We start from the raw sequence: 18,295 nt of genomic DNA, 5'->3' as shown, positions 1-18,295 counted from the left end.
TCCTCCTTGATGTTCTCTTAAGTTGACGACTCGTTGGGTTTTTGCAACAGTACGTTCCATGAGTCCGGTCAGACGCGGCAAGGAGCTGCCGATCTACAACCGGCTTCCCGTGCTTCGAGCCGAGCGCGGGTTGAGCAGGGCCGCGCTCGCCGATGCCGTCGAGGTCAATCCGCAGACCATCGGCGCGCTCGAGCGCGGGGACCACTATCCGAGCCTGGACCTGGCGTTCCGGATCTGCGCGGTGTTCGACCTGCCCGTCGAAGCGGTGTTCAGCCGCGCGCCGTTCACGCCGCTGTCCACCCAGGTCTACCGCGAGGGGGGAGCATGACCGAACGACCGGGCCGGCTCGCGGCCTACTGGGAACGTCAGCTGGACAAACTTGACGAACGAGAACGGCAGGCGGCGCGGCAGCTACCTCGCTGGCGGACGCGGCGGCGACGGCGCTCGCTGGCTGTCGTGCTGGCCGGGGCCGATCTGGTGCTGATCGTCAGCGCCACCATGTTCACCGTGGCGAACGACTGGCTCTACTTCGGCCTGTGGGCCGGCAGCATCCTGCTCGGCGGCACCGCTTTCATGCTGCTGCGGATCCTGACCGGCCGGATGAGCGGCGGCTTCTCGCGGCTGCTGGACGAACGCGAGCGCGAGTGGCGCCACCGCGTCACCTTCATCGGCTACCAGACGCTGGCCTTCCTGATGGTCGCCGCGCTGATCTACAGCCTGCTGGTCGCCCACGCCGAAGAGGGCGGCGTCCGCGGCGCGATGATGCTGTCCGCGCTGCTGGTCACCGGCACCACCGTCCCGCCGATCGTGCTGGGCTGGTCACTGCCGGACGACGACCCCGAGGACTTCGAGGAGGGGATGGGGAATGAGTGAGGGGACACTGGAGATCGACACGGTCTCCAAGCGCTACGGCGCCAAGGTCGCGCTGGACGGCGTGACCTTCGACGTCCGGGCCGGGGAGCTGTTCGGCTTCGTCGGCAGCAACGGCGCCGGCAAGACGACGACCATGCGGATCGCGCTGGGGGTGCTGGCCGCCGACGGCGGTGAGGTGCGGTTCCGCGGCGAGAAGATCACGCACGAAGCGCGCACGCACATCGGCTACATGCCCGAGGAACGCGGGCTGTACCCGAAGATGAAGGTGCTCGACCAGCTCGTCTACCTGGCCGAGCTGCACGGTCTGAGCGCGAACGAGGCGCACCGCAACGCCGAGAACTGGATCACCCGGCTCGGGCTGGCCGAGCGCCGCCGCGACGAGGTGCAGAAGCTCAGCCTCGGCAACCAGCAGCGCGTCCAGCTGGCCGCTGCGCTGGTGCACGACCCGGCCGTGCTGGTGCTCGACGAGCCGTTCTCCGGCCTCGACCCGCTCGCCGTCGACGTGATGAGCGGTGTGCTGCGGGAGAAGGCCGCCGCCGGGGTGCCGGTGGTCTTCTCCAGCCACCAGCTCGACCTCGTCGAGCGGCTGTGCGACCGGGTCGGGATCATCCGCAACGGCCGGATGGTCGCCGTCGGCACCGTTGACGAGCTGACGTCGGGGGCGGCCGGCAAGCTCGTGGTCACCGCTCCGGCCGCGCGTCCCGGCTGGGCCGCGGGCCTGCCCGGCGTGCGCGTGCTGGAGGAGAACGGCGCCACCACCGTGCTCGAGCTCGACCCGAGCGCCGACGACCAGGCCGTGCTCGCCGCCGCGCTGGCGACCGGGCCGGTCACCGAGTTCAGCCGTCGTCGCCGGTCGCTGACCGAGCTCTTCCGCGACGCCGTGGCCGACAAGGGGGAACCGCGATGAGGAAGCTGAGTGGCCGGCGGGCCGTCTGGCTCGTGATGAAGCGCGAGCTGAACACGCGGCTGCGCACACGCTCGTTCGTGATCGGCACCGTCGTGCTGCTGGTGCTGCTGCTGGGGTACGTCGGGTTCCAGAGCTCGCTGGCGGGCTCGGCGGGCAAGAGCAAGGTCGGGCTCACCGGCCAGGCGATCGGGATCGCCCGGCAGCTGCAGACCGAAGCGGCCCTGTCCGGGCGGGAGATCTCGACGGCCGTCGTGACCGATCCGGCGGCGGGCCGGAAGCAGGTCGAGGACGGCGACCTCGACGCGCTCGTCTCGGGCAGCGCGGCGAAGCTGACCGCCACCTACAAGTCCTCTTTGGACGACCAGCTGCGCCGGGTGCTCGACCAGGTCGCGCAGCAGCAGGTGCTCGACGGAGTGCTCTCGTCCGCGCAGCTCGAGCCCGCCGAGGTGATGGCCCAGGTCCACGGCACCCACGTGCAGGACGATGCCTTGTCGCCGGAGCCGGCCGACCAGACCCAGCGGCTCATCGTCGGCCTGATCGTCGCTTTCCTGCTCTACATGAGCATCATCACCTACGGGATGATGGTCGCCCAGGGGGTCGTCGAGGAGAAGTCGAGCCGGGTCGTGGAGATCCTGCTCGCCAGCGTCCGGCCGTGGCAGCTGTTGCTGGGCAAGGTGATCGGGCTCGGCCTGGTCGGCCTGACGCAGCTGGTGATCCTCGGCGCGGCCGGCCTGGCGGCGGCGTCGGCGACCGGCGTGTTCTCGCTGTCCGGCTTCGCGACCGGGACACTCCTGTGGGGTCTGCTCTGGTACCTGCTCGGTTTCCTGCTGTACGCGACGATCTACGGCGCGCTGGGGTCGCTGGTGTCACGACAGGAGGACACGCAGTCGGTGGTCTCGCCGCTCAACATCGTGCTGATCGTCGGGTTCATCGCGGGGATCAACCTGCTGCTGCAGGACCCGTCGGGCACCGGGACCAAGGTGCTCTCGCTGATCCCGCTGCTCTCGCCGATCCTGATGCCGGCCCGCATCTCGACGGGCGCGGCGGCGGGCTGGGAGATCGCGCTGTCGCTAGGGCTGACCGTCGCGCTCGTCGCGCTGCTGACCTGGCTGGGCGGACGGATCTACGGCAACAGCGTGCTGCGGATCGGCAGCCGCATCAAGCTGTCGGAGGCCCTGCGCGGCTGATCACGACGTGATCGTGCCGTACCGCTCCAAGGACACCTGGCGCTCGTGGGCGTGGTCGACCATCGGCTCCGGGTACTCCTTGGGGCGGTCCTTCAGCTTGTGGACCGCTTTCCCCGCCACCGAACGCAGTTCCGGCACGTACTTGCGGACGTAGTCGCCGTTCGGGTCGAACTTCTCGCCCTGCGTGGTCGGGTTGAAGATCCGGAAGTACGGCGCCGCGTCGGTGCCGCTGCCCGCGACCCACTGCCAGTTCAGCTGGTTCGACGCGAGGTCGCCGTCGACGAGGTGCTTCATGAAGTGCCGCGCGCCGAGCCACCACGGCAGGTGCAGGTCCTTCACCAGGAAGCTCGCGACGACCATCCGGACGCGGTTGTGCATCCAGCCTTCGGCCAGCAGCTGCCGCATCCCCGCGTCGACGATCGGGTAGCCGGTCCGGCCGGCGCACCACTGCTCGAAAGCCTCGTTGTCGTTGTCGTGCTTCATCTTGTCGAACCGTGCGTCGTAGTTCTTGCGCGCGGTTTCCGGCCGGTGCCACAGGACGTCGGCGTGGAACTCGCGCCAGCAGAGCTCGCCCCGCATCGACTTCGCGCCGGCGCCGTCGTTCCCGGCCAGGTCCGCCAGCAGCGTCCGCGGGTGGACGCACCCCCAGCGCAGGTACGGCGAAATGCGCGTGGTCCCTTCCCGGTCCGGCCGGTCGCGGTCGGTGTCGTACGTCTCGAGCCCGCCGTCGAGGAAGGCGTGCCAGACGTCCAGCGCGGCCTGCTCACCCGGCTCGGGCAGCGACGCCGAAACGCGCGGTGGCTTAGGGATCTTCAGCGAGCGGGGCGGCTCAACCCAGTCCACAAGGGACGGTCCGGTGTCGGCGGGCCCCCGCCAGCCGTGTGCGGTCCAGGCGCGGTGGAACGGCGTGAAGACGCGGTACGGGTCACCGTCCGGTTTGGTCACGCGCCCCGGCGTCACCGCGTACGGCGATCCCGTCTCGACCCAGTCGATGTTGTTGTCCGCCAGCGCTTTGGCGACCTCGGCGTCACGGCGCCGGCCGTAGGGACCGGTGTCGGCGCTGACGTGCACCGCCGCGGCGCCGATCTTCTTGGCCGCCTTCACGACTTCGGCCGCCGGTTCGCCGCGCACGACCATCAGGCGGCCCCCGAGCTGCTCGTCCAGCTTTTCCAGGCAGCCGTAGAGGAACGCCGCCCGCGGCGCGCCGCCCGGCTTCAGCAGCGCCTCGTCGAGGACGTACAACGCGAGAACGTGCTTGCTGTGCTTCGACGCTTCGAGCAGCGCGGCGTGGTCGCCCAGCCGCAGGTCGCGGCGGAACCACAGGACAACGGGTGCTTCTCTGGTCACGCGGCCCAACGATAAACGCCCCGCCGTGCGTGTGCACGACGGGGCGTTTGCCAGGGTGAGAGCGCTCAGCGCTCCGACATCGGGATGTAGTCCCGCGACGGGTAACCGGTGTAGATCTGCCGCGGGCGGCCGATCTTGGTGGCCGGGTCGTTGATCATCTCGCGCCAGTGCGCGATCCAGCCCGGCAGGCGGCCGAGCGCGAACAGCACCGTGAAGAACTTCGTCGGGAAGCCCAGCGCCCGGTAGATCAGGCCGGTGTAGAAGTCCACGTTCGGGTACAGCTTGCGCTCGATGAAGTAGTCGTCCGAAAGGGCGGTCTCTTCGAGCTTCTTGGCGATGTCGAGCAGCTGGTCGCCGCCCTTGAGCTTGCCGAGGATCTCGTCCGCGGTGTTCTTGATGATCTTCGCGCGCGGGTCGTAGTTCTTGTAGACCCGGTGCCCGAAGCCCATCAGCTTCACGCCCTTTTCCTTGTTCTTCACCCGCTCGACGAACTTGGCGACGTCGCCGCCGTCGCGCTGGATGCCCTCGAGCATGTCGAGGACCGCCGCGTTCGCGCCGCCGTGCAGCGGGCCGAACAGCGCGTTGATACCGGCCGAGATCGACGCGAACAGGTTCGCCTCGGACGAGCCGACCAGGCGCACCGTCGAGGTCGAGCAGTTCTGCTCGTGGTCGGCGTGCAGGATGAACAGCAGGTCGAGCGCCTTCGCGACGTCCGGGTCGACCTCGTACGGCTCGGCCGGGAAGCCGAACGTCATCCGCAGGAAGTTCTCGACCAGGCCGAGCGAGTTGTCCGGGTACAGCAGCGGCTGGCCGACGGACTTCTTGTACGCGTACGCGGCCAGGGTCGGGACCTTGGCGAGCAGGCGGATGGTCGACAGCTCCACGTTCGGCTCGTCGAACGGGTCGAGCGAGTCCTGGTAGAACGTCGACAGCGCCGACACCGCGCTGGACAGCACCGGCATCGGGTGCGCGTCGCGCGGGAAGCCGCTGAAGAACGCCTTGAGGTCCTCGTGCAGCAGCGTGTGGCGCTGGATCTTCTCGGTGAAGTCGGCCAGCTGGGCCTCGGTCGGCAGCTCGCCGTAGATCAGCAGGTAGGAAACCTCGACGAAGGTCGACTTCTCGGCCAGCTGCTCGATCGGGTACCCGCGGTACCGGAGGATGCCGGCGTCACCGTCGATGTAGGCGATGGCGGACGACGCGGCGCCGGTGTTGACGAAGCCGGGGTCGTAGGTGATGTGCCCCGTCTGCGCCAGCAGCTTCCCCAGTTCGATCCCGGGCGCGCCCTCGACCGGGTGGACGATCTTGAACTCGTGCTCGCCACTCGGCAGGGTCAGCTTCGCGGTTTCGCCGCCGGACTGCCCCGCAGTCGTCGCGTCGGACATGCAAGTCCCTCTCACGTTGGGCACGGGCCGGCGGCGCCTGTACGTTCCACAGGTAGCCACGTGTTCACGCGAGGAAACACTGGCGCCTCGCTGCACACCGCCCCGCTGGGGTATGAAGAATGCCCCTCTACGCTAGTCGAGAAACGTGTGTTCGCGCAGCGGTGACGTTGCTCCTGGGGGCCCCTTTGGGACCAGGTTCACACGGTGGATGCCATGTCGGCCGACGTCGGCGGTTCGGCGCCGCTGCGGGAGACGGTGATCGAGGCCGCTTTTGCGGCGAACGTGAGAGCTTCGCGCCACGCGTCCGCGTCCAGTGCGGCCAGGTCAGTGACATCGTGGGTGTGCAGCCAGGCCAGCAGCGCACCCTGGACCGTGTCGCCCGCGCCGATCGTGTCGACGACGGTGACCTTGCGCGACGGCACGTGGGCCAGCTCACCTGCGGCGGTGATCACCGCGACGCCGTCGGCGCCCCGGGTGAGCACCACGGCGTCCACACCGGACTCGATCCACGTCTTCGCCGCGGCGACCGGGTCGGCGCCTTCGGTGAGCCACGCGGCGTCGTCGTCGGAGATCTTCAGCAGCCGGACGTCCGGCAGCCAGGAGGTGAACCGGGCGCGGTAGGCGGCAGGGTCGGTGATGAGCGCTTCGCGGATGTTCGGGTCGAGCACGGTCAGCACCCCGCGGGCGGCCTCGCGCCGCAGGATCGCTTCGTACGCCGAGGCGCCGGGCTCGAGGACCATGCCGAGCGTGCCGAGCGAGAGCGCCGTCACGTTTTCCGGCAGCGGTCCCGGGTCGGCGACGAGCCGGTCGGCGGTTCCCTCGACGTAGAACGTGTAGTGCGCCGCGCCCTTCGCGTCGAGCGCGACGACGGCCAGCGTCGTCGGCTCGCCTCCGCGCTGCAGCAGCGTGGTGTCGACGGCCGAGGCGTGCAGCCGCTCGACCATCGCGTCGCCGAAGCGGTCGGTGGACACGCGCGAGAGGAAGGCCGTCGGCACGCCGAGCCGGCCGGCGGCCAGCGAGACGTTGTACGGGCCGCCGCCGAGCCGCGGCAGCAGCGCGCGCAACCCACCGTCCACAGTGGAATCCAGGGGGTCGCCGGGAACCAGGTCGACCAGAGCTTCTCCGCCTACGACGATCACGAGGAGGAGTTTAAGTGACCGGAGGCTGACAATTCCTGTCCGCTATTTGTTCAGCCCGCCGAGGAGCAGTTCACCCAGGGCGGTGAACGCCTCGGCGTCGGACACGTCGGTCCGCCGGCCGAGCACCCCGGTCTGGATGCCTTCGATGATCAGCCCGGTCATCTCCGCCACGAGGCGCGCGTGGACGTCGCGGAACACCCCTTCGGCGACACCCTGGTCGATGAAGTCGCGAAGCCGCTTCGCCGCGTATCTGCTGTTGAGCTGGTAGGCCTCACGGGCCGGGCCGAACTCGGCGAGGTCGCGCATGAACGCCGCGGACGCCCGGTTCAGGTGCTCGGCGACGCCGTCGAGGTACTCCCCGATGAGCTTGCGGGCGTCGTCGATGCCGGCGATCCGCTCCTCGATCCGCTCCGCGGCGCCCCGGAAGAACTGCGTGACGACCTTGACGGCGAGCTGCTCCTTGCTGGGCGCGAGGGCGTAGAGCGTCGACTTCGAGCAGCGCAGGCGGGTGGCGATGTCCTCCAGCGTGAAGACGGCGAAGCCTTCGGCGAGGAAAAGCGCCTCGAGGTCGGCGAGCAGGGCTCGCTGGCGAGCCGTGGGCCGGCGACGGGCTTCCATCGGACCACTATCCCTTACCGCTAGTCGGCCACCCCAGGCTCTTCTTACTGTACTCTGAGCGGGCCCACAGTACTGTTTTCAGTACCGTTTTGCTGGAGGACGACGATGCCCGCCGAACGCCTGCTGCCCGATTCGGCCGCCGAGGACCTGCTCGCGCTGGCCACCGAGATCGCGCGCGACGAGCTCGCGCCCCGGGCGGCCGCGGCCGAGGAGGCCGAGGAGTTCCCGCGCGAGCAGTTCCGCCTGCTCGGCAAGTCCGGGCTGCTGGGGCTGCCGTATTCGGAGCGCTGGGGTGGCGGCGAGCTGTCGTACGAGGTCTACCTGCAGGTCCTCGAGGAGCTCGCGGCCGCGTGGATGACGGTCGGCGTCGGGCTCTCGGTGCACACGATGTCCTGTTACGCGCTGGCCGAGTGGGGCGCCGACGAGCAGCGCGACCGCTGGCTCCCGGACATGCTGGAGGGCTCGCTCCTGGGGGCGTACGCGCTGTCGGAGACCCAGGCGGGCTCGGACGCGGCGGCCCTGACCACGCGCGCGCGTCTCGACGGCTCGGACTACGTCGTCAACGGCACGAAGGCGTGGATCACCCACGCGGGGGCGGCCGACTTCTACACGACGATGGTCCGCACGAGCGACGACGCCGGCCACGGCATCTCGTGCCTCCTGGTCCCGGCGTCGACGGACGGCCTCTCGGCGGCGCCGCGCGAGCGGAAGATGGGCCTCACGGGGTCCCCGACGGCCCAGATGATCTTCGACAACGCGCGCGTGCCCGCTTCCCGGCGCTTGGGCGCGGAGGGCGACGGTCTCCGGATCGCGCTGTCGTCGTTGAGCTCGGGCCGCCTCGGCATCGCGGCGTGCGCGGTGGGCCTGGCGCAGGCGGCGCTGGACGAAGCGGTGCAGTACGCGAAGGGCCGCTCGCAGTTCGGCCGCCCGATCATCGACTTCCAGGGCGTCGAGTTCCTCCTGGCCGACATGGCGGCGACGGTGGAGTCGTCCCGAGCGACCTACCTGGAGGCGGCCCGGCGACGCGACCGCGGGCTGCCGTTCCAGCGCCAGGCGTCGATCGCGAAGCTGGTGGCCACGGACGGCGCGATGAAGGTGACGACGGACGCGGTCCAGGTCCTCGGCGGGGCCGGGTACACGCGGGACTTCCCGGTGGAGCGGTACATGCGGGAGGCGAAGGTGCCGCAGATCTTCGAGGGGACCAACCAGATCCAGCGGATGGTCATCGCGCGGGAGCTGAAGGCGAGCTGACCCGGCTGAGCGAATGCTGTCACACGCACGGTACGGATAGCGTCACTTCACGTTCAGTCCGACTTCAGTGGAGTGCCGTGCCCGTGATTCCTGTTCGCCTGCTGACCATCGACGAGTACGCAGCGCTCGGCGAGACCGAAGTCGGTTTCACCGAACTCGTGGAGGGCTGCGTGGTGACGTTGCCGAATCCGGGCGCCGCGCACAACTGCGCGGCGTTCGAGCTGTGCCGGCAGCTCGAACCGCAGGTGCCACCCGAGCTCGACTTCGTCCACGGAATCGACCTGGACCTGCGACTGGCATCCGCCGGTGAACCCGGCTTCTCCCGCCGGCCGGACCTGCTGATCTTCGACAAGGCCGCGCTCGCTCGCGACGACAACGACATGCTTCGAGCCGACGAAGTGGTCGTTGTCGTTGAAATCGTCTCGCCGGGCTCGAAGCGCACTGACTACCACGTCAAGCACGACGAATACGCCGATGCGGGGATCTCCCACTACTGGCTCGTCGACATCACCGATCCCATCTCGCTGGTCGCGTGCCACCAAGCGGGCGAGTTCGGCTACCAGGACGCGTCAGCGGTCACCGGCAGCTTCACCACCGACGTCCCGTTCCCGGTCAAGATCGACCTGGACGCGCTTCTCGACTGATCGGACGACACGCCGGAACCGCCCGGTAACCGGCGTGCCGTCCGAAACTCAGTGGGTTTCGCGGTACCTGCGGTCCGCGGAAACACCCTCGCCCAGCTGCTCGTCGAAGTGATACACCTCGGCGCCGCGGACGAACACCCGCAGCGCGCGGTTCATCACATCGAGCGGGTCGCCGCTCCACAGCACCACGTCCGCGTCCAGGCCCGGCTTCAGCGATCCGATCTGCCCGTCCAGCCCCAGCATCTCAGCCGGGTTCACGGTGAGCGAACGCAGGGCCGTCGCGGGGTCGAGGCCGTCCTTGACGGCCAGGGCCGCCTGGTAGACCAGGAAGTTGATCGGGATCACCGGGTGGTCCGTCGTGATCGCGATCTTCACGCCCGCGCGCGCCAGGATGCCGGCCGAGCGCAGCGTCCGGTTGCGCAGCTCCACCTTGGACTTCGTGGTGAACAGCGGGCCCAGGATGACCGGAACGTCGCGCGAAGCCAGCAGGTCCGCGATCAGGTGGCCCTCGGTGCCGTGGTTGATCACCAGCTTGTAGCCGAACTCGTCGGCCAGCCGCAGCGCCGTGACGATGTCGTCGGCGCGGTGGACGTGCTGGTCCCAGTACAGCTCGCCGTCGAGGACCTTCGACAGGGTCTCCATCGTGAGGTCGACCTCGTGCGGCTTGCCCTCGGACTCCGCGTGCGCGCGCTTCGCCTGGTAGTTGCGGGCCTTCGTGAACGCCTCGCGCAGGATCGCCGCGACACCCAGCCGGGTCGACGGCGTCTGCTTCTTCTCCCCGTACACGCGCTTCGGGTTCTCGCCGAGCGCGCTCTTCACGCTGACCTGCTCCGCGAACACCATGTCGAGGATGCTGCGGCCCCACGTCTTGACGCCGATCGTCTGGCCGCCGATCGGGTTGCCCGAGCCGGGCTTGATGACGACGCTCGTGACGCCGCCGGCCAGCGCGTCGTCGAAGCCGGGCTCGTACGGGTCGATGCCGTCGATCGCGCGGAAGCGGGCGCCGTTCGGGTCGGTCATCTCGTTCGTGTCATTACCGGCCCACCCTTCGCCGTCCTCGTGGACGCCGAGGTGCGCGTGGGCGTCGAAGAAGCCCGGCAGCACCCAGGTGCCGGCCGCGTCGACCAGCTCGGCGTCCTCCGGGATGTCGACGTCGGCCTCGGCGCCGACCGCGACGATCTTCCCGTCGTCGATGAGGACCGTGCCGCCGTCGATGGGATCACCGTCGATGGGGACGACGTAGCCCCCGACAATTGCCTTCGCCATAGTTCGCCACGCTAACGAACTGCGCGGGAACACTCCACACGGGCCTTCTCGAAGTGGACGAGCTGGTAGCCGTGCTCCGGCGTCCGGTGCGTCTCGCGGTAGCCCAGCTTGAGGTACAGCGCCTGCGGCCCGACACTCTTCGACCCGGTGAACAGCCGGAAGACCGTCACGGCTGTGGGCGCCGCGGCCTCCGCGGCCAGCAGCAGCGCCTTGCCCAGCCCCGCACCCTGCCGGTCCGGCGCCACGACCAGCCGGCCGACCGTCGCGACCGGCCCGGACACCGTCAGCCGCACCGACGCCACCAGCCGTCCGTGGTCCCGGAAGCCCCACGAAAGACCGGTCTCCAGCGCCGCCTGTGTCTCGGGCAGCGTCTCCAGCAGCGGCGGCAGGTCGAAGTCGTCGTGCGCGCGGGCTTCGGTCACGTACGCGGCGCGTTGCAGCGTCAGCACTTCGCCCGCGTCGGCGACGCTCAGGCGAAGCGGCGTCACCGGACCCGGATGCCCCAGCTGCCCGACCACGACGCCGCGGGCTCGAGGTCGATCAGGTCGGTGCCGGTGTTGAGCGCGTCGGCCGGGCAGGTCATCGGCTCGATCGCGACGGCCCGGCCGCGCCCGACCAGGTCGTCCGGGGTGAACACCTGCGCCCAGCGGAAGTCGGGGCCGGTCCAGACGACGAGCTGCTGGTCCTCGTGGCCGAGGACGAAGTGGTGCGTGCCGTCCGCAGCCGCCGTCAGTGTGCCGAACGCCGTGTCGAGGTCGACGTCCTTGAGGACCCGCCCGCCGCGGAAGTCGTACTCGGTGCCTTCGACGTCCTGCTCCGGCGCGTACGGCATCTGCTCGTCGCCGACGTACGGCCGGACCCGGCTCGCGGGCAGCGTCAGGGTCAGGTCGTCGGTCGGGACGTCGCCGATCCGGAAGTACGGGTGCGTGCCGACGCCGACGCCGATCGGCTGCTCACCCTCGTTGCGGATTTCGTGGGTGATGGTCAGTTCGCGCGGCGCGAGCTCGTAGGTGACGGTCGCGCGCAGCGGCACCGGCCAGCCGGGCTGCACCTCGACGTCGACGGCCAGCGTGATCGACGACTCGGCGTGCTCCAGCAGCTCCCACTCGAGGTGACGGGTCAGGCCGTGGATGGCGTTGCCGCGCGCGGCCTCGGTGATCTCGAGCTGCTGCTCCTCACCCTGGAACGTCCACTTGCCGGCCTTGGTGCGGTTCGGCCAGGGCAGCAGGACCTGTCCGGCGCCCTTCGGCGGCTTCGCGTCTTCGGGGAACTCCTCGACGTACGGCACTCCGCCGACCTCGAACGCGCGCAGCCCGGCGCCGATTTCGGTGACGACGGCGCGCGCGTTGCCGCGGGTGATCTCGAACTGCTGACCGGTCGGGTTGCCCATGCGGACGACCTTACCGATCCGCGAAGTCACTAGACCGGTCGTCATAGTTTGCGCTACGGTCGTGCCATGGTTCGCCGCACCGACACGCGGCAGCGGATGCTCGACACCGCCGCCGACCTGTTCCAGACCCAGGGCTACCACGCCACCGGCCTCACCCAGCTGACCACGGCCGGGGGCGCGCCCAAGGGGTCGCTCTACTTCCACTTCCCCGGCGGCAAGGAGCAGCTCGCCGCCGAGGCCGTCCAGCTTTCGAGCGAGCGCACCGGCGCGATGCTCAGGGCGATCGTGCAGGCCGCGCCCGACGCCCCGACGGCAATCACCCAGGCCGTCGAGGCGCTCGCGGGATTCCTGACGGAGTCGGACTTCCAGCGCGGCTGTCCACTCGCGACGGTCGCACTGGACGCCGCCGCGGCGAGCGAGCCGATCCGGGAAGCCTGCGCGGACGGCTACTCGTCCTGGCACGGCATCCTCGCGGACTACCTGGCCGCGCAAGGACTTTCCGCCCAACGCGCGGACGAGCTGGCCACCGTGGTGCTCGCCACGATCGAAGGCGGGCTGCTGCTGGCCCGCACCCGCCGGGACGTCGCGCCGCTGCGCGCCGTCGCCGCCCACCTGCACGCCACCCTCGACCGGGAGTTCTCCTGATGCGCGTCCACCACCTGAACTGCGGCACCATGCGGCCGCTCGGCGGCAAGCTCGTCGACGGCGAGCCGGGCCTGTTCCGGCGCGCCACCATGGTCTGCCACTGCCTGCTGCTCGAGACGGACACCGGTCTCGTGCTCGTCGAGACGGGCATGGGCACCCCGGCCGCCGTCGACCGGGAAGCCTGGCTCGGCGCCGGGTTCGTCCGCCAGTCCAACCCGGTGGCCGACCCCGCGCAGACCGCGATCGCGCAGATCCGGGCGCTCGGCTTCGACCCGGCCGACGTCCGCGACATCGTGCTGACCCACCTGGACCTCGACCACGCGGGCGGGCTCATCGACTTCCCGTGGGCCCGCGTGCACGTCTACGCCGAGGAGCTGCGGGCGTTCCAGGAACCGCGTGACAGCAAGGAACGCGGCCGGTACCGGCGGATCCAGTTCGCCCATGGTCCACAATGGACGTCCTATGCGGACAGCGGTGAGCCGTGGTTCGGCTTCGACGCCGTCCGGCAGCTCGACGGCCTGCCGCCGGAGATCCTGCTGATCCCGCTCTCCGGGCACACGCGCGGGCACGCGGGCGTGGCCGTCGACACCGGCAGCGGCTGGCTGCTCAACGCCGGCGACTCGTACTTCTTCCACGGCCAGGTCGACCCCGCCGCCCCGCACTGCCCGCCGGGCCTGAAGTGGTTCGAGGGCCGGATGGAAACCGTCGGCGGCGCCCGGCTGGACAATCATCGCCGCCTGCGCCAGCTTGTTCAGGAGCACGGCGACGAGGTCACCGTCTTCGCCGCGCACGACGAGACCGAGTTCCTCCGGCTGAGCACCAGGAGCAGCGTATGAAGGTGCACCACCTGAACTGCGGAACCATGCGCCCGGCGGGCGGCAAGCTGCTCGACGGCGAGCCCGGCCTGCTGCGGCGGTCCGAGCTGGTCGCGCACTGCCTGCTCATCGAGACCGGCGACGACCTGGTGCTGGTCGACACCGGGTTCGGCAGCCGCGGGGTGGCCCGGCCCGGCGAGTGGCTCGGCCGGCCGTTCCTGACCATGGTCGGCGCCAAGCCCCAGGCCGCCGAGACGGCCGTCGCACAGATCAAGGCGCTCGGCCTCGACCCGGCGAACGTCCGGCACATCGTGACGACCCACCTCGACGTCGACCACGCGGGCGGGCTCGCCGACTTCCCGAACGCCGTGGTGCACGTCCGCGCGGAGGAGCACCGGGCGGCGACGGCCCCGGCGAACGCGGCCGAGAAGAACCGCTACCGGGCCGCGCAGTTCGCGCACCACCCGCTGTGGAGCACCTACGACGAGACGGGCGAGCCGTGGTTCGGCTTCGACGCCGTCCGCGCGCTCAAGGGTCTGCCGGAGGAGATCCTGCTGGTCCCGCTGACCGGCCACACGCGCGGCCACACCGGGGTCGCGGTCGACACCGGCGACGGCTGGCTCCTGCACGCCGGCGACGCGTACTTCTTCCACGGCCAGCTGGACCCGGTCGCACCGCACTGCCCGCCGGGGCTGACGGCGTTCCAGAACATCGTCCAGACGCTGCGCGGGCCGCGGCTGGAGAACCTGGCGCGGCTGCACGAGCTGGCCCGCGACCACCAGAACGAGGTCACGGTGTTCTCGGCGCACAGCCCGGTCGAGCTGGCCGCGCTGCGCCGGTGAGCGTCAGCTCGCTTCGAGGGCCTTCTTGACCAGCGGCGCCATCACGTCCGGCGTCATCTTGGCCGGGCCGGTGTAGTTGACCAGCACAGGTGTGCCCGACACGAGCTCCGCCGAGGCGAGCGTCGCCGTCTTCTGGTCGTCGACGTAGTACACGGCGCCGTCCGGGAAGCCGGCGACGTCCTGCGCGCCCGCCTTCGCCTTCTTGATCGACGCCACCATGTCGGCGGGCTTCGCCTGGCGGCCCTCGTAGCGGGTCACCGCGAGCGCGCCCGCGGCCTTGCCGTCGAGCTGGTACTCACAGCTGCGGGCCTTTCCGCCGTTGGCCGCGTTGTCCTGGACCGGGCCCGGGACAGCCTTGAGGTTGTCGAGGAAGAGCGCCTTCGAGACGGCGTCGGCGGGCAGCAGCTGACAGGGGTCCAGCGAGGCCGCGGTGGCCTTCGAGCTGGGCGCCGGGGACGGCTTCGAGGACGAAGGAGCCTTCGACGGCTCGTCCCCCGAGGAGCAGGCAGTCAAAGCGGCAAAAGCGACAAAGACGACGGCGAGGGTGCGCATGTCCCGCACCGTACCCGCTTCGTCACGCTACGGGCGCGCGGTACCGCCAGAACGCCGGGAGCACCAGCATCGAGGCGCACACCAGCACGATGACCAGCAGCCCGCCGACGGTCGCCGCGGCTTCCGTGCCGAACGCGGCGGCGCCCCAGCCGTGGGTCAGGTCGGCGATCCGCGGGCCACCCGCGACGACCACCGTGAACACACCCTGGAGCCGGCCACGCATCTCGTCGGTCGTCGCCGTCTGCAGGATGGCCATCCGGTAGACCGCGCTGACCATGTCGGCGGCGCCGGCCAGCGCCATGAAGAGGACCGCGAGCCAGAGCGAGTGCGCGAGCCCGAACGCGGCCACCGCGGCGCCCCACGCGCAGATCGAGACGACCACGGCGACACCCTGGCGGTGGATGCGCGTCAGCCAGCCGGAGAACAGGCCGATCAGCATCGCGCCGGCGGGCAGCGCGGCGTAGAGCCAGCCGAGCGCGGGGCCGCCGCCGGGCGGGTCGCCGAAGGTGCGTTCGGCCATCTCGGGGATCAGTGCCCGCGGCATCCCGAACACCATCGCGATGATGTCGGCGACGAACGAGGCCAGCAGGATCTTCTGCCCGCCGAGGTACCGGAAGCCGTCGACGACGTCGCGGACGCCGGCGCGGCGCGACGGGCCGTTGAGCGGCGGGATCGACGGCAGCCGCCAGACCGCGAAGAGCGTGATGGTGAGGGCGACGACGTCGATCAGGTAGAGCGTCGAGAGGCCGAGGACGGGGATCAGCGCCCCGGCCATGAGCGGCCCGAAGACGGCGCCGAAGGTCGACATGGTGGTGTTCAGCGCGTTCGCCGACGGCAGCAGCTCGGCCGGGACGAGCCGGGCGACCACCGCGCCGCGGGTGGGCATGTTGATCGCGAAGAACGCCTGGTTGAGGGCCAGCAGGGCGAGGACGAGCCAGACCGAGCCGAAGTTCATGAACGCCTGCAGCCAGAGCAGCGCGGAGGTGATCGCGACCCCGACGTTGGTGACGAGCAGCAGCTTCCGCCGGTCGACGGCGTCGGCGATGGCCCCGCCCCAGAGCCCGAAGACCAGCAGCGGGACGAGCGCGACGAGCCCGGTGAGGCCGACGTAGGCGGAGGAGCCGGTGAGGTCGAAGACCTGCTTGGGCACCGCGACGGCGGTCAGCTGGGTGCCCACGGCGGTGACCACAGTGGACAGCCAGAGCCGTCGGAAGGCCGGGATCTTCAGCGGCCGGGTGTCGACGATGATGCGGCCGAGCAGCCCCCGCAGGCCCGAGCGGGGCGGCATGGTCCCCGGTTCACCAGTCACAACAAACGAGCTTAGCTCGGCTAACTATCTCCGGTCGCGTGATTTTCGTCGCCACGAACTCTGCGGTGGCGGCTGACGTCCTCGAAAACAGACCCCGCCCTCCCTGGCAGGGTTCCGTCAAGGTCGGATTCGCGCAGCCGAGCTGCCGTCGGCGACTGCGGCCCCTGCAACGGCGGGCCGCGTCTCAACTCGCTCCGACCGCCGACTTGAGCAATGTCGTTCGAGAGTCCGGTCGCGATGGTGTGAGCGAATCATTCACCTCATTTGAGCGGCCACCGCGCCGCGCCTCCCGACGAAAGGCCGGAAAAGCCGCGGTCGGAAGGCGGTTGTCCACATCACGGCCGGGCTGTGCACAACCCAGGACCGAGGCGCTCGAAACCGGCGTTTTGTCGGACCCCCCTGCCAAGATCAGCGGGTGACTTCTTGGGGAGATCGACTCAGTGCCCTGGCCCACGACCGGCTGCCCGCCGAGCTGGCGACGGCGTGGACCGGGCTGATGCGGCCGGGGATCCGGCTGGTCCCGACCGGGGAAGGGCCGCGCGTGGCGCGGCTCGGCGGTGATCCGGAGCTGCCGGCGGAGACGGAGTGGCCCACCTGGCCGGGCCGCGGGCCGCTCAACTTCGTCGCGGCCGTCGACTGCGGCGCACTGCCGCGGGAGTTCCTGAACATTCCTTTGCCGGCCGCGGGCACGCTGCTGTTCTTCTACTTCGACGGGGACCGGCGGCCCGTCGAAGCCGATTCGGCGGCGGTCGAAGACGCCGAGGGCAGCCGGGTGCTCTTCGTCCCGGCAGACGCGCCGGTCGCGCCCAGGAGCGCGCCCGGCGGTGTTGTCCCCTACCCCGCGCAGGACAAGTACGCCGAGGTCGTGGCCACCGCTCCCGAGCGGGAGCACATCCTGCTGGACCGCACCACGACCGCGAGCGGCGCGACGCTGACCGAGGCAGTCGAGGACGCCGAAGAACTCGACGAATGGGGCACCGACGTGTTCGGCGACCTGGTCTACGACGCCGCCGGTGACGGGCTCGGCCACCACGTCGGCGGGTTCGCCAGTCCGGTTCAGGGCGCGGTCGAGGTCGAAGTCGCCGCCGCGCTGCTCGACGGCTCCTGGGCCGATCCCCGGCTGGCCGACGAAGCGGCCCGCTGGGTGCTGCTCGCGGAGATCACGAGCGAAAAAGCCACCGAGATGATGTGGGGCGACGTCGGGTCGCTCTACTGGGTCATCCGAACCGCCGACCTCGAAGCCGGCCGCTTCGGGGAAGCGAGGTGCACCATGCAGTGCGGCTGACGCCCCGGCTCAGGGGGCGACGCGCTCGATCTGCCAGCCGTCGTCGTTGCGGACGTAACGGAGCCGGTCGTGCATGCGGTCCTCGCGGCCCTGCCAGAACTCCACCAGGTCCGGGCGGATGCGCCAGCCGCCCCAGTGGGGCGGGGCCGGGATCTGCTCGGTGTCGGCGAAGCGGCGCTCGATGCCGTGGAGCGCGTTGTCGAGCGCGCGGCGGCCGTCGACCACACGGGACTGCGGGGACGCCCACGCCCCCAGCTGCGAGCCGCGCGGGCGCTGGGCCCAGTACTCCGCCGTCTCTTTGACGCCGACCTTCTCGACCTCGCCGCGGACGTGGACCTGGCGGTGCAGCGGGTACCAGGGGAAGGTCACCGAGGCGTACCGCGTCGCGGTCAGGTCGTGGCTCTTCTCGGACGTGTAGTTCGTGTAGAACACGACACCGCGGTCGTCGAGGCCCTTGCACAGCACGGTGCGCGAGGACGGCCGGCCTTCGGCGTCCGCCGTCGCCAGCACCATCGCGTTCGGTTCGGCCATCCCCGAGGAGACGGCCTGGTTCAGCCACCCCTGCAGCTGGTCGGTCCACGTGGCCGCCAGGGCGGACTCGTCGAACGCCGCGCCGTCGTACGCGACCCGCATTCCGGGCAGGCGAACTACGGCGTCTTCCACCTGGTCCTCGATCCTCGGCGTCATCGCCAAACCTCCACGCCCGGTCGGGGCATCAGTCGACTTCGGCCTTAGGCACGTTAGGGCCTTCCGAGCTGCGGCGGAACCCACTGAACGGTGACACCCGACACCACCGCGGCGTAACCGCTGGACAACAAGCCGTAACCCGTGCGTTACCCGCCG

20 protein-coding genes are annotated in these 18,295 nt (G+C 70.4%); 10 read left to right on the top strand and 10 right to left on the bottom strand.

The features are described 5' to 3' along the window. Window positions 1-58 precede the first annotated feature (58 nt). Genes ACZ61C_RS02550 through ACZ61C_RS02535 form a run of 4 tightly spaced genes read left to right on the top strand, consistent with a single transcriptional unit; the run spans window position 59 to window position 2,967 of the window. Window positions 59-328, top strand: a complete 270-nt coding sequence (locus ACZ61C_RS02550) for a helix-turn-helix transcriptional regulator (protein WP_465302014.1) — start codon at window positions 59-61, stop codon at window positions 326-328. After that, the gene (locus ACZ61C_RS02545; RefSeq protein ID WP_465302012.1) at window positions 325-873 is read left to right on the top strand and encodes a hypothetical protein; all 549 of its coding nucleotides are present in this window, start codon (window positions 325-327) and stop codon (window positions 871-873) included. The genes ACZ61C_RS02550 and ACZ61C_RS02545 overlap by 4 nt, the downstream gene beginning before the upstream one ends. Beyond that, a complete protein-coding gene (locus ACZ61C_RS02540) occupies window positions 866-1,780 on the top strand; it encodes an ABC transporter ATP-binding protein (RefSeq protein ID WP_465302010.1) in 915 nt (304 codons plus the stop codon). The genes ACZ61C_RS02545 and ACZ61C_RS02540 overlap by 8 nt, the downstream gene beginning before the upstream one ends. Next, window positions 1,777-2,967: an ABC transporter permease gene (locus tag ACZ61C_RS02535; protein ID WP_465302008.1), complete on the top strand. Its 1,191-nt coding sequence runs from the start codon at window positions 1,777-1,779 to the stop codon at window positions 2,965-2,967. The genes ACZ61C_RS02540 and ACZ61C_RS02535 overlap by 4 nt, the downstream gene beginning before the upstream one ends. Here ACZ61C_RS02535 and ACZ61C_RS02530 read toward each other — a convergent pair whose 3' ends face one another. The 4 genes from ACZ61C_RS02530 to ACZ61C_RS02515 form a co-directional block, all read right to left on the bottom strand. Then, window positions 2,968-4,314, bottom strand: coding sequence for a cryptochrome/photolyase family protein (locus ACZ61C_RS02530; protein ID WP_465302006.1), 1,347 nt, complete (start codon window positions 4,312-4,314; stop codon window positions 2,968-2,970). It lies immediately after the preceding gene. Between the two features lie 65 nt (window positions 4,315-4,379). Continuing rightward, complete coding sequence (locus ACZ61C_RS02525) at window positions 4,380-5,696, bottom strand: citrate synthase (RefSeq protein WP_465302004.1); 1,317 nt, start codon at window positions 5,694-5,696, stop codon at window positions 4,380-4,382. A gap of 197 nt (window positions 5,697-5,893) precedes the next feature. Then, window positions 5,894-6,835 (bottom strand): carbohydrate kinase family protein, encoded by a 942-nt coding sequence (locus ACZ61C_RS02520; protein ID WP_465302002.1) that lies wholly within the window; start codon window positions 6,833-6,835, stop codon window positions 5,894-5,896. Window positions 6,836-6,877: 42 nt separating this feature from the next. Next, entirely contained in the window at window positions 6,878-7,453 is a 576-nt protein-coding gene (locus ACZ61C_RS02515) for a TetR/AcrR family transcriptional regulator (RefSeq protein WP_465302000.1), read from the bottom strand. A 105-nt stretch (window positions 7,454-7,558) separates the two neighbouring features. Here ACZ61C_RS02515 and ACZ61C_RS02510 point away from each other — a divergent pair, with 105 nt between their 5' ends. Continuing rightward, window positions 7,559-8,704, top strand: coding sequence for an acyl-CoA dehydrogenase family protein (locus ACZ61C_RS02510; protein ID WP_465301998.1), 1,146 nt, complete (start codon window positions 7,559-7,561; stop codon window positions 8,702-8,704). An 86-nt stretch (window positions 8,705-8,790) separates the two neighbouring features. Further along, window positions 8,791-9,348 carry a Uma2 family endonuclease gene (locus ACZ61C_RS02505; protein WP_465302755.1) on the top strand — a complete coding sequence of 186 codons (558 nt, stop codon included), beginning with the start codon at window positions 8,791-8,793 and terminating at the stop codon, window positions 9,346-9,348. A 48-nt stretch (window positions 9,349-9,396) separates the two neighbouring features. On the opposite strand, the gene ACZ61C_RS02500 is transcribed toward ACZ61C_RS02505, so the two are convergent. The 3 genes from ACZ61C_RS02500 to ACZ61C_RS02490 are packed head-to-tail and all read right to left on the bottom strand — an operon-like array spanning window position 9,397 to window position 12,004. Beyond that, complete coding sequence (locus tag ACZ61C_RS02500; protein ID WP_465301996.1) at window positions 9,397-10,614, bottom strand: amidohydrolase; 1,218 nt, start codon at window positions 10,612-10,614, stop codon at window positions 9,397-9,399. An 11-nt stretch (window positions 10,615-10,625) separates the two neighbouring features. Further along, window positions 10,626-11,132, bottom strand: a complete 507-nt coding sequence (locus ACZ61C_RS02495) for a GNAT family N-acetyltransferase (RefSeq protein WP_465301994.1) — start codon at window positions 11,130-11,132, stop codon at window positions 10,626-10,628. Then, window positions 11,099-12,004, bottom strand: a complete 906-nt coding sequence (locus ACZ61C_RS02490; RefSeq protein WP_465301992.1) for an aldose 1-epimerase family protein — start codon at window positions 12,002-12,004, stop codon at window positions 11,099-11,101. Before ACZ61C_RS02490 ends, ACZ61C_RS02495 begins: the two co-directional genes overlap by 34 nt. 66 nt (window positions 12,005-12,070) lie before the next feature. On the opposite strand from ACZ61C_RS02490, the gene ACZ61C_RS02485 reads away from it, so the two are divergent. Genes ACZ61C_RS02485 through ACZ61C_RS02475 form a run of 3 tightly spaced genes read left to right on the top strand, consistent with a single transcriptional unit; the run spans window position 12,071 to window position 14,306 of the window. Then, window positions 12,071-12,649, top strand: coding sequence for a TetR/AcrR family transcriptional regulator (locus tag ACZ61C_RS02485; RefSeq protein WP_465301990.1), 579 nt, complete (start codon window positions 12,071-12,073; stop codon window positions 12,647-12,649). Continuing rightward, a complete protein-coding gene (locus tag ACZ61C_RS02480) occupies window positions 12,649-13,485 on the top strand; it encodes an MBL fold metallo-hydrolase (protein WP_465301988.1) in 837 nt (278 codons plus the stop codon). Before ACZ61C_RS02485 ends, ACZ61C_RS02480 begins: the two co-directional genes overlap by 1 nt. Beyond that, the gene (locus ACZ61C_RS02475) at window positions 13,482-14,306 is read left to right on the top strand and encodes an MBL fold metallo-hydrolase (RefSeq protein WP_465301986.1); all 825 of its coding nucleotides are present in this window, start codon (window positions 13,482-13,484) and stop codon (window positions 14,304-14,306) included. The genes ACZ61C_RS02480 and ACZ61C_RS02475 overlap by 4 nt, the downstream gene beginning before the upstream one ends. A gap of 3 nt (window positions 14,307-14,309) precedes the next feature. Here ACZ61C_RS02475 and ACZ61C_RS02470 read toward each other — a convergent pair whose 3' ends face one another. Together ACZ61C_RS02470 and ACZ61C_RS02465 are read right to left on the bottom strand one after the other, a co-directional pair. After that, a complete protein-coding gene (locus ACZ61C_RS02470) occupies window positions 14,310-14,858 on the bottom strand; it encodes a DUF3558 family protein (protein ID WP_465301984.1) in 549 nt (182 codons plus the stop codon). Between the two features lie 22 nt (window positions 14,859-14,880). Beyond that, entirely contained in the window at window positions 14,881-16,146 is a 1,266-nt protein-coding gene (locus tag ACZ61C_RS02465) for an MFS transporter (protein WP_465302753.1), read from the bottom strand. 436 nt (window positions 16,147-16,582) lie between these two features. Between ACZ61C_RS02465 and ACZ61C_RS02460 the strand changes: the two genes are divergently transcribed. Beyond that, window positions 16,583-17,452 (top strand): YwqG family protein, encoded by an 870-nt coding sequence (locus ACZ61C_RS02460; RefSeq protein ID WP_465301982.1) that lies wholly within the window; start codon window positions 16,583-16,585, stop codon window positions 17,450-17,452. Between the two features lie 9 nt (window positions 17,453-17,461). Here the strand turns inward: ACZ61C_RS02460 and pdxH are convergent, their stop codons facing one another. After that, a complete protein-coding gene (gene pdxH / locus ACZ61C_RS02455; protein WP_465301980.1) occupies window positions 17,462-18,139 on the bottom strand; it encodes a pyridoxamine 5'-phosphate oxidase in 678 nt (225 codons plus the stop codon). Window positions 18,140-18,295: the final 156 nt, after the last annotated feature.

The sequence above is a fragment of the Amycolatopsis sp. NPDC104587 genome (assembly GCF_055583645.1).
The sequence above is the reverse complement of the archived record's forward strand: the minus strand, read 5'-3'. Positions and strand labels throughout refer to the sequence as shown.

What these genes read in the sequence shown, in the direction of transcription:
- ACZ61C_RS02525 (WP_465302004.1), bottom strand. Translation starts at nt 5,696, where the DNA reads ATGTCCGACGCGACGACTGCGGGGCAGTCCGGCGGCGAAACCGCGAAG.
- ACZ61C_RS02550 (WP_465302014.1), top strand. Translation starts at nt 59, where the DNA reads ATGAGTCCGGTCAGACGCGGCAAGGAGCTGCCGATCTACAACCGGCTT.
- ACZ61C_RS02470 (WP_465301984.1), bottom strand. Translation starts at nt 14,858, where the DNA reads ATGCGCACCCTCGCCGTCGTCTTTGTCGCTTTTGCCGCTTTGACTGCC.
- ACZ61C_RS02475 (WP_465301986.1), top strand. Translation starts at nt 13,482, where the DNA reads ATGAAGGTGCACCACCTGAACTGCGGAACCATGCGCCCGGCGGGCGGC.
- ACZ61C_RS02480 (WP_465301988.1), top strand. Translation starts at nt 12,649, where the DNA reads ATGCGCGTCCACCACCTGAACTGCGGCACCATGCGGCCGCTCGGCGGC.
- ACZ61C_RS02540 (WP_465302010.1), top strand. Translation starts at nt 866, where the DNA reads ATGAGTGAGGGGACACTGGAGATCGACACGGTCTCCAAGCGCTACGGC.
- ACZ61C_RS02510 (WP_465301998.1), top strand. Translation starts at nt 7,559, where the DNA reads ATGCCCGCCGAACGCCTGCTGCCCGATTCGGCCGCCGAGGACCTGCTC.
- ACZ61C_RS02535 (WP_465302008.1), top strand. Translation starts at nt 1,777, where the DNA reads ATGAGGAAGCTGAGTGGCCGGCGGGCCGTCTGGCTCGTGATGAAGCGC.
- ACZ61C_RS02485 (WP_465301990.1), top strand. Translation starts at nt 12,071, where the DNA reads ATGGTTCGCCGCACCGACACGCGGCAGCGGATGCTCGACACCGCCGCC.
- ACZ61C_RS02465 (WP_465302753.1), bottom strand. Translation starts at nt 16,146, where the DNA reads ATGCCGCCCCGCTCGGGCCTGCGGGGGCTGCTCGGCCGCATCATCGTC.
- ACZ61C_RS02545 (WP_465302012.1), top strand. Translation starts at nt 325, where the DNA reads ATGACCGAACGACCGGGCCGGCTCGCGGCCTACTGGGAACGTCAGCTG.
- pdxH (WP_465301980.1), bottom strand. Translation starts at nt 18,139, where the DNA reads ATGACGCCGAGGATCGAGGACCAGGTGGAAGACGCCGTAGTTCGCCTG.
- ACZ61C_RS02515 (WP_465302000.1), bottom strand. Translation starts at nt 7,453, where the DNA reads ATGGAAGCCCGTCGCCGGCCCACGGCTCGCCAGCGAGCCCTGCTCGCC.
- ACZ61C_RS02500 (WP_465301996.1), bottom strand. Translation starts at nt 10,614, where the DNA reads ATGGCGAAGGCAATTGTCGGGGGCTACGTCGTCCCCATCGACGGTGAT.
- ACZ61C_RS02490 (WP_465301992.1), bottom strand. Translation starts at nt 12,004, where the DNA reads ATGGGCAACCCGACCGGTCAGCAGTTCGAGATCACCCGCGGCAACGCG.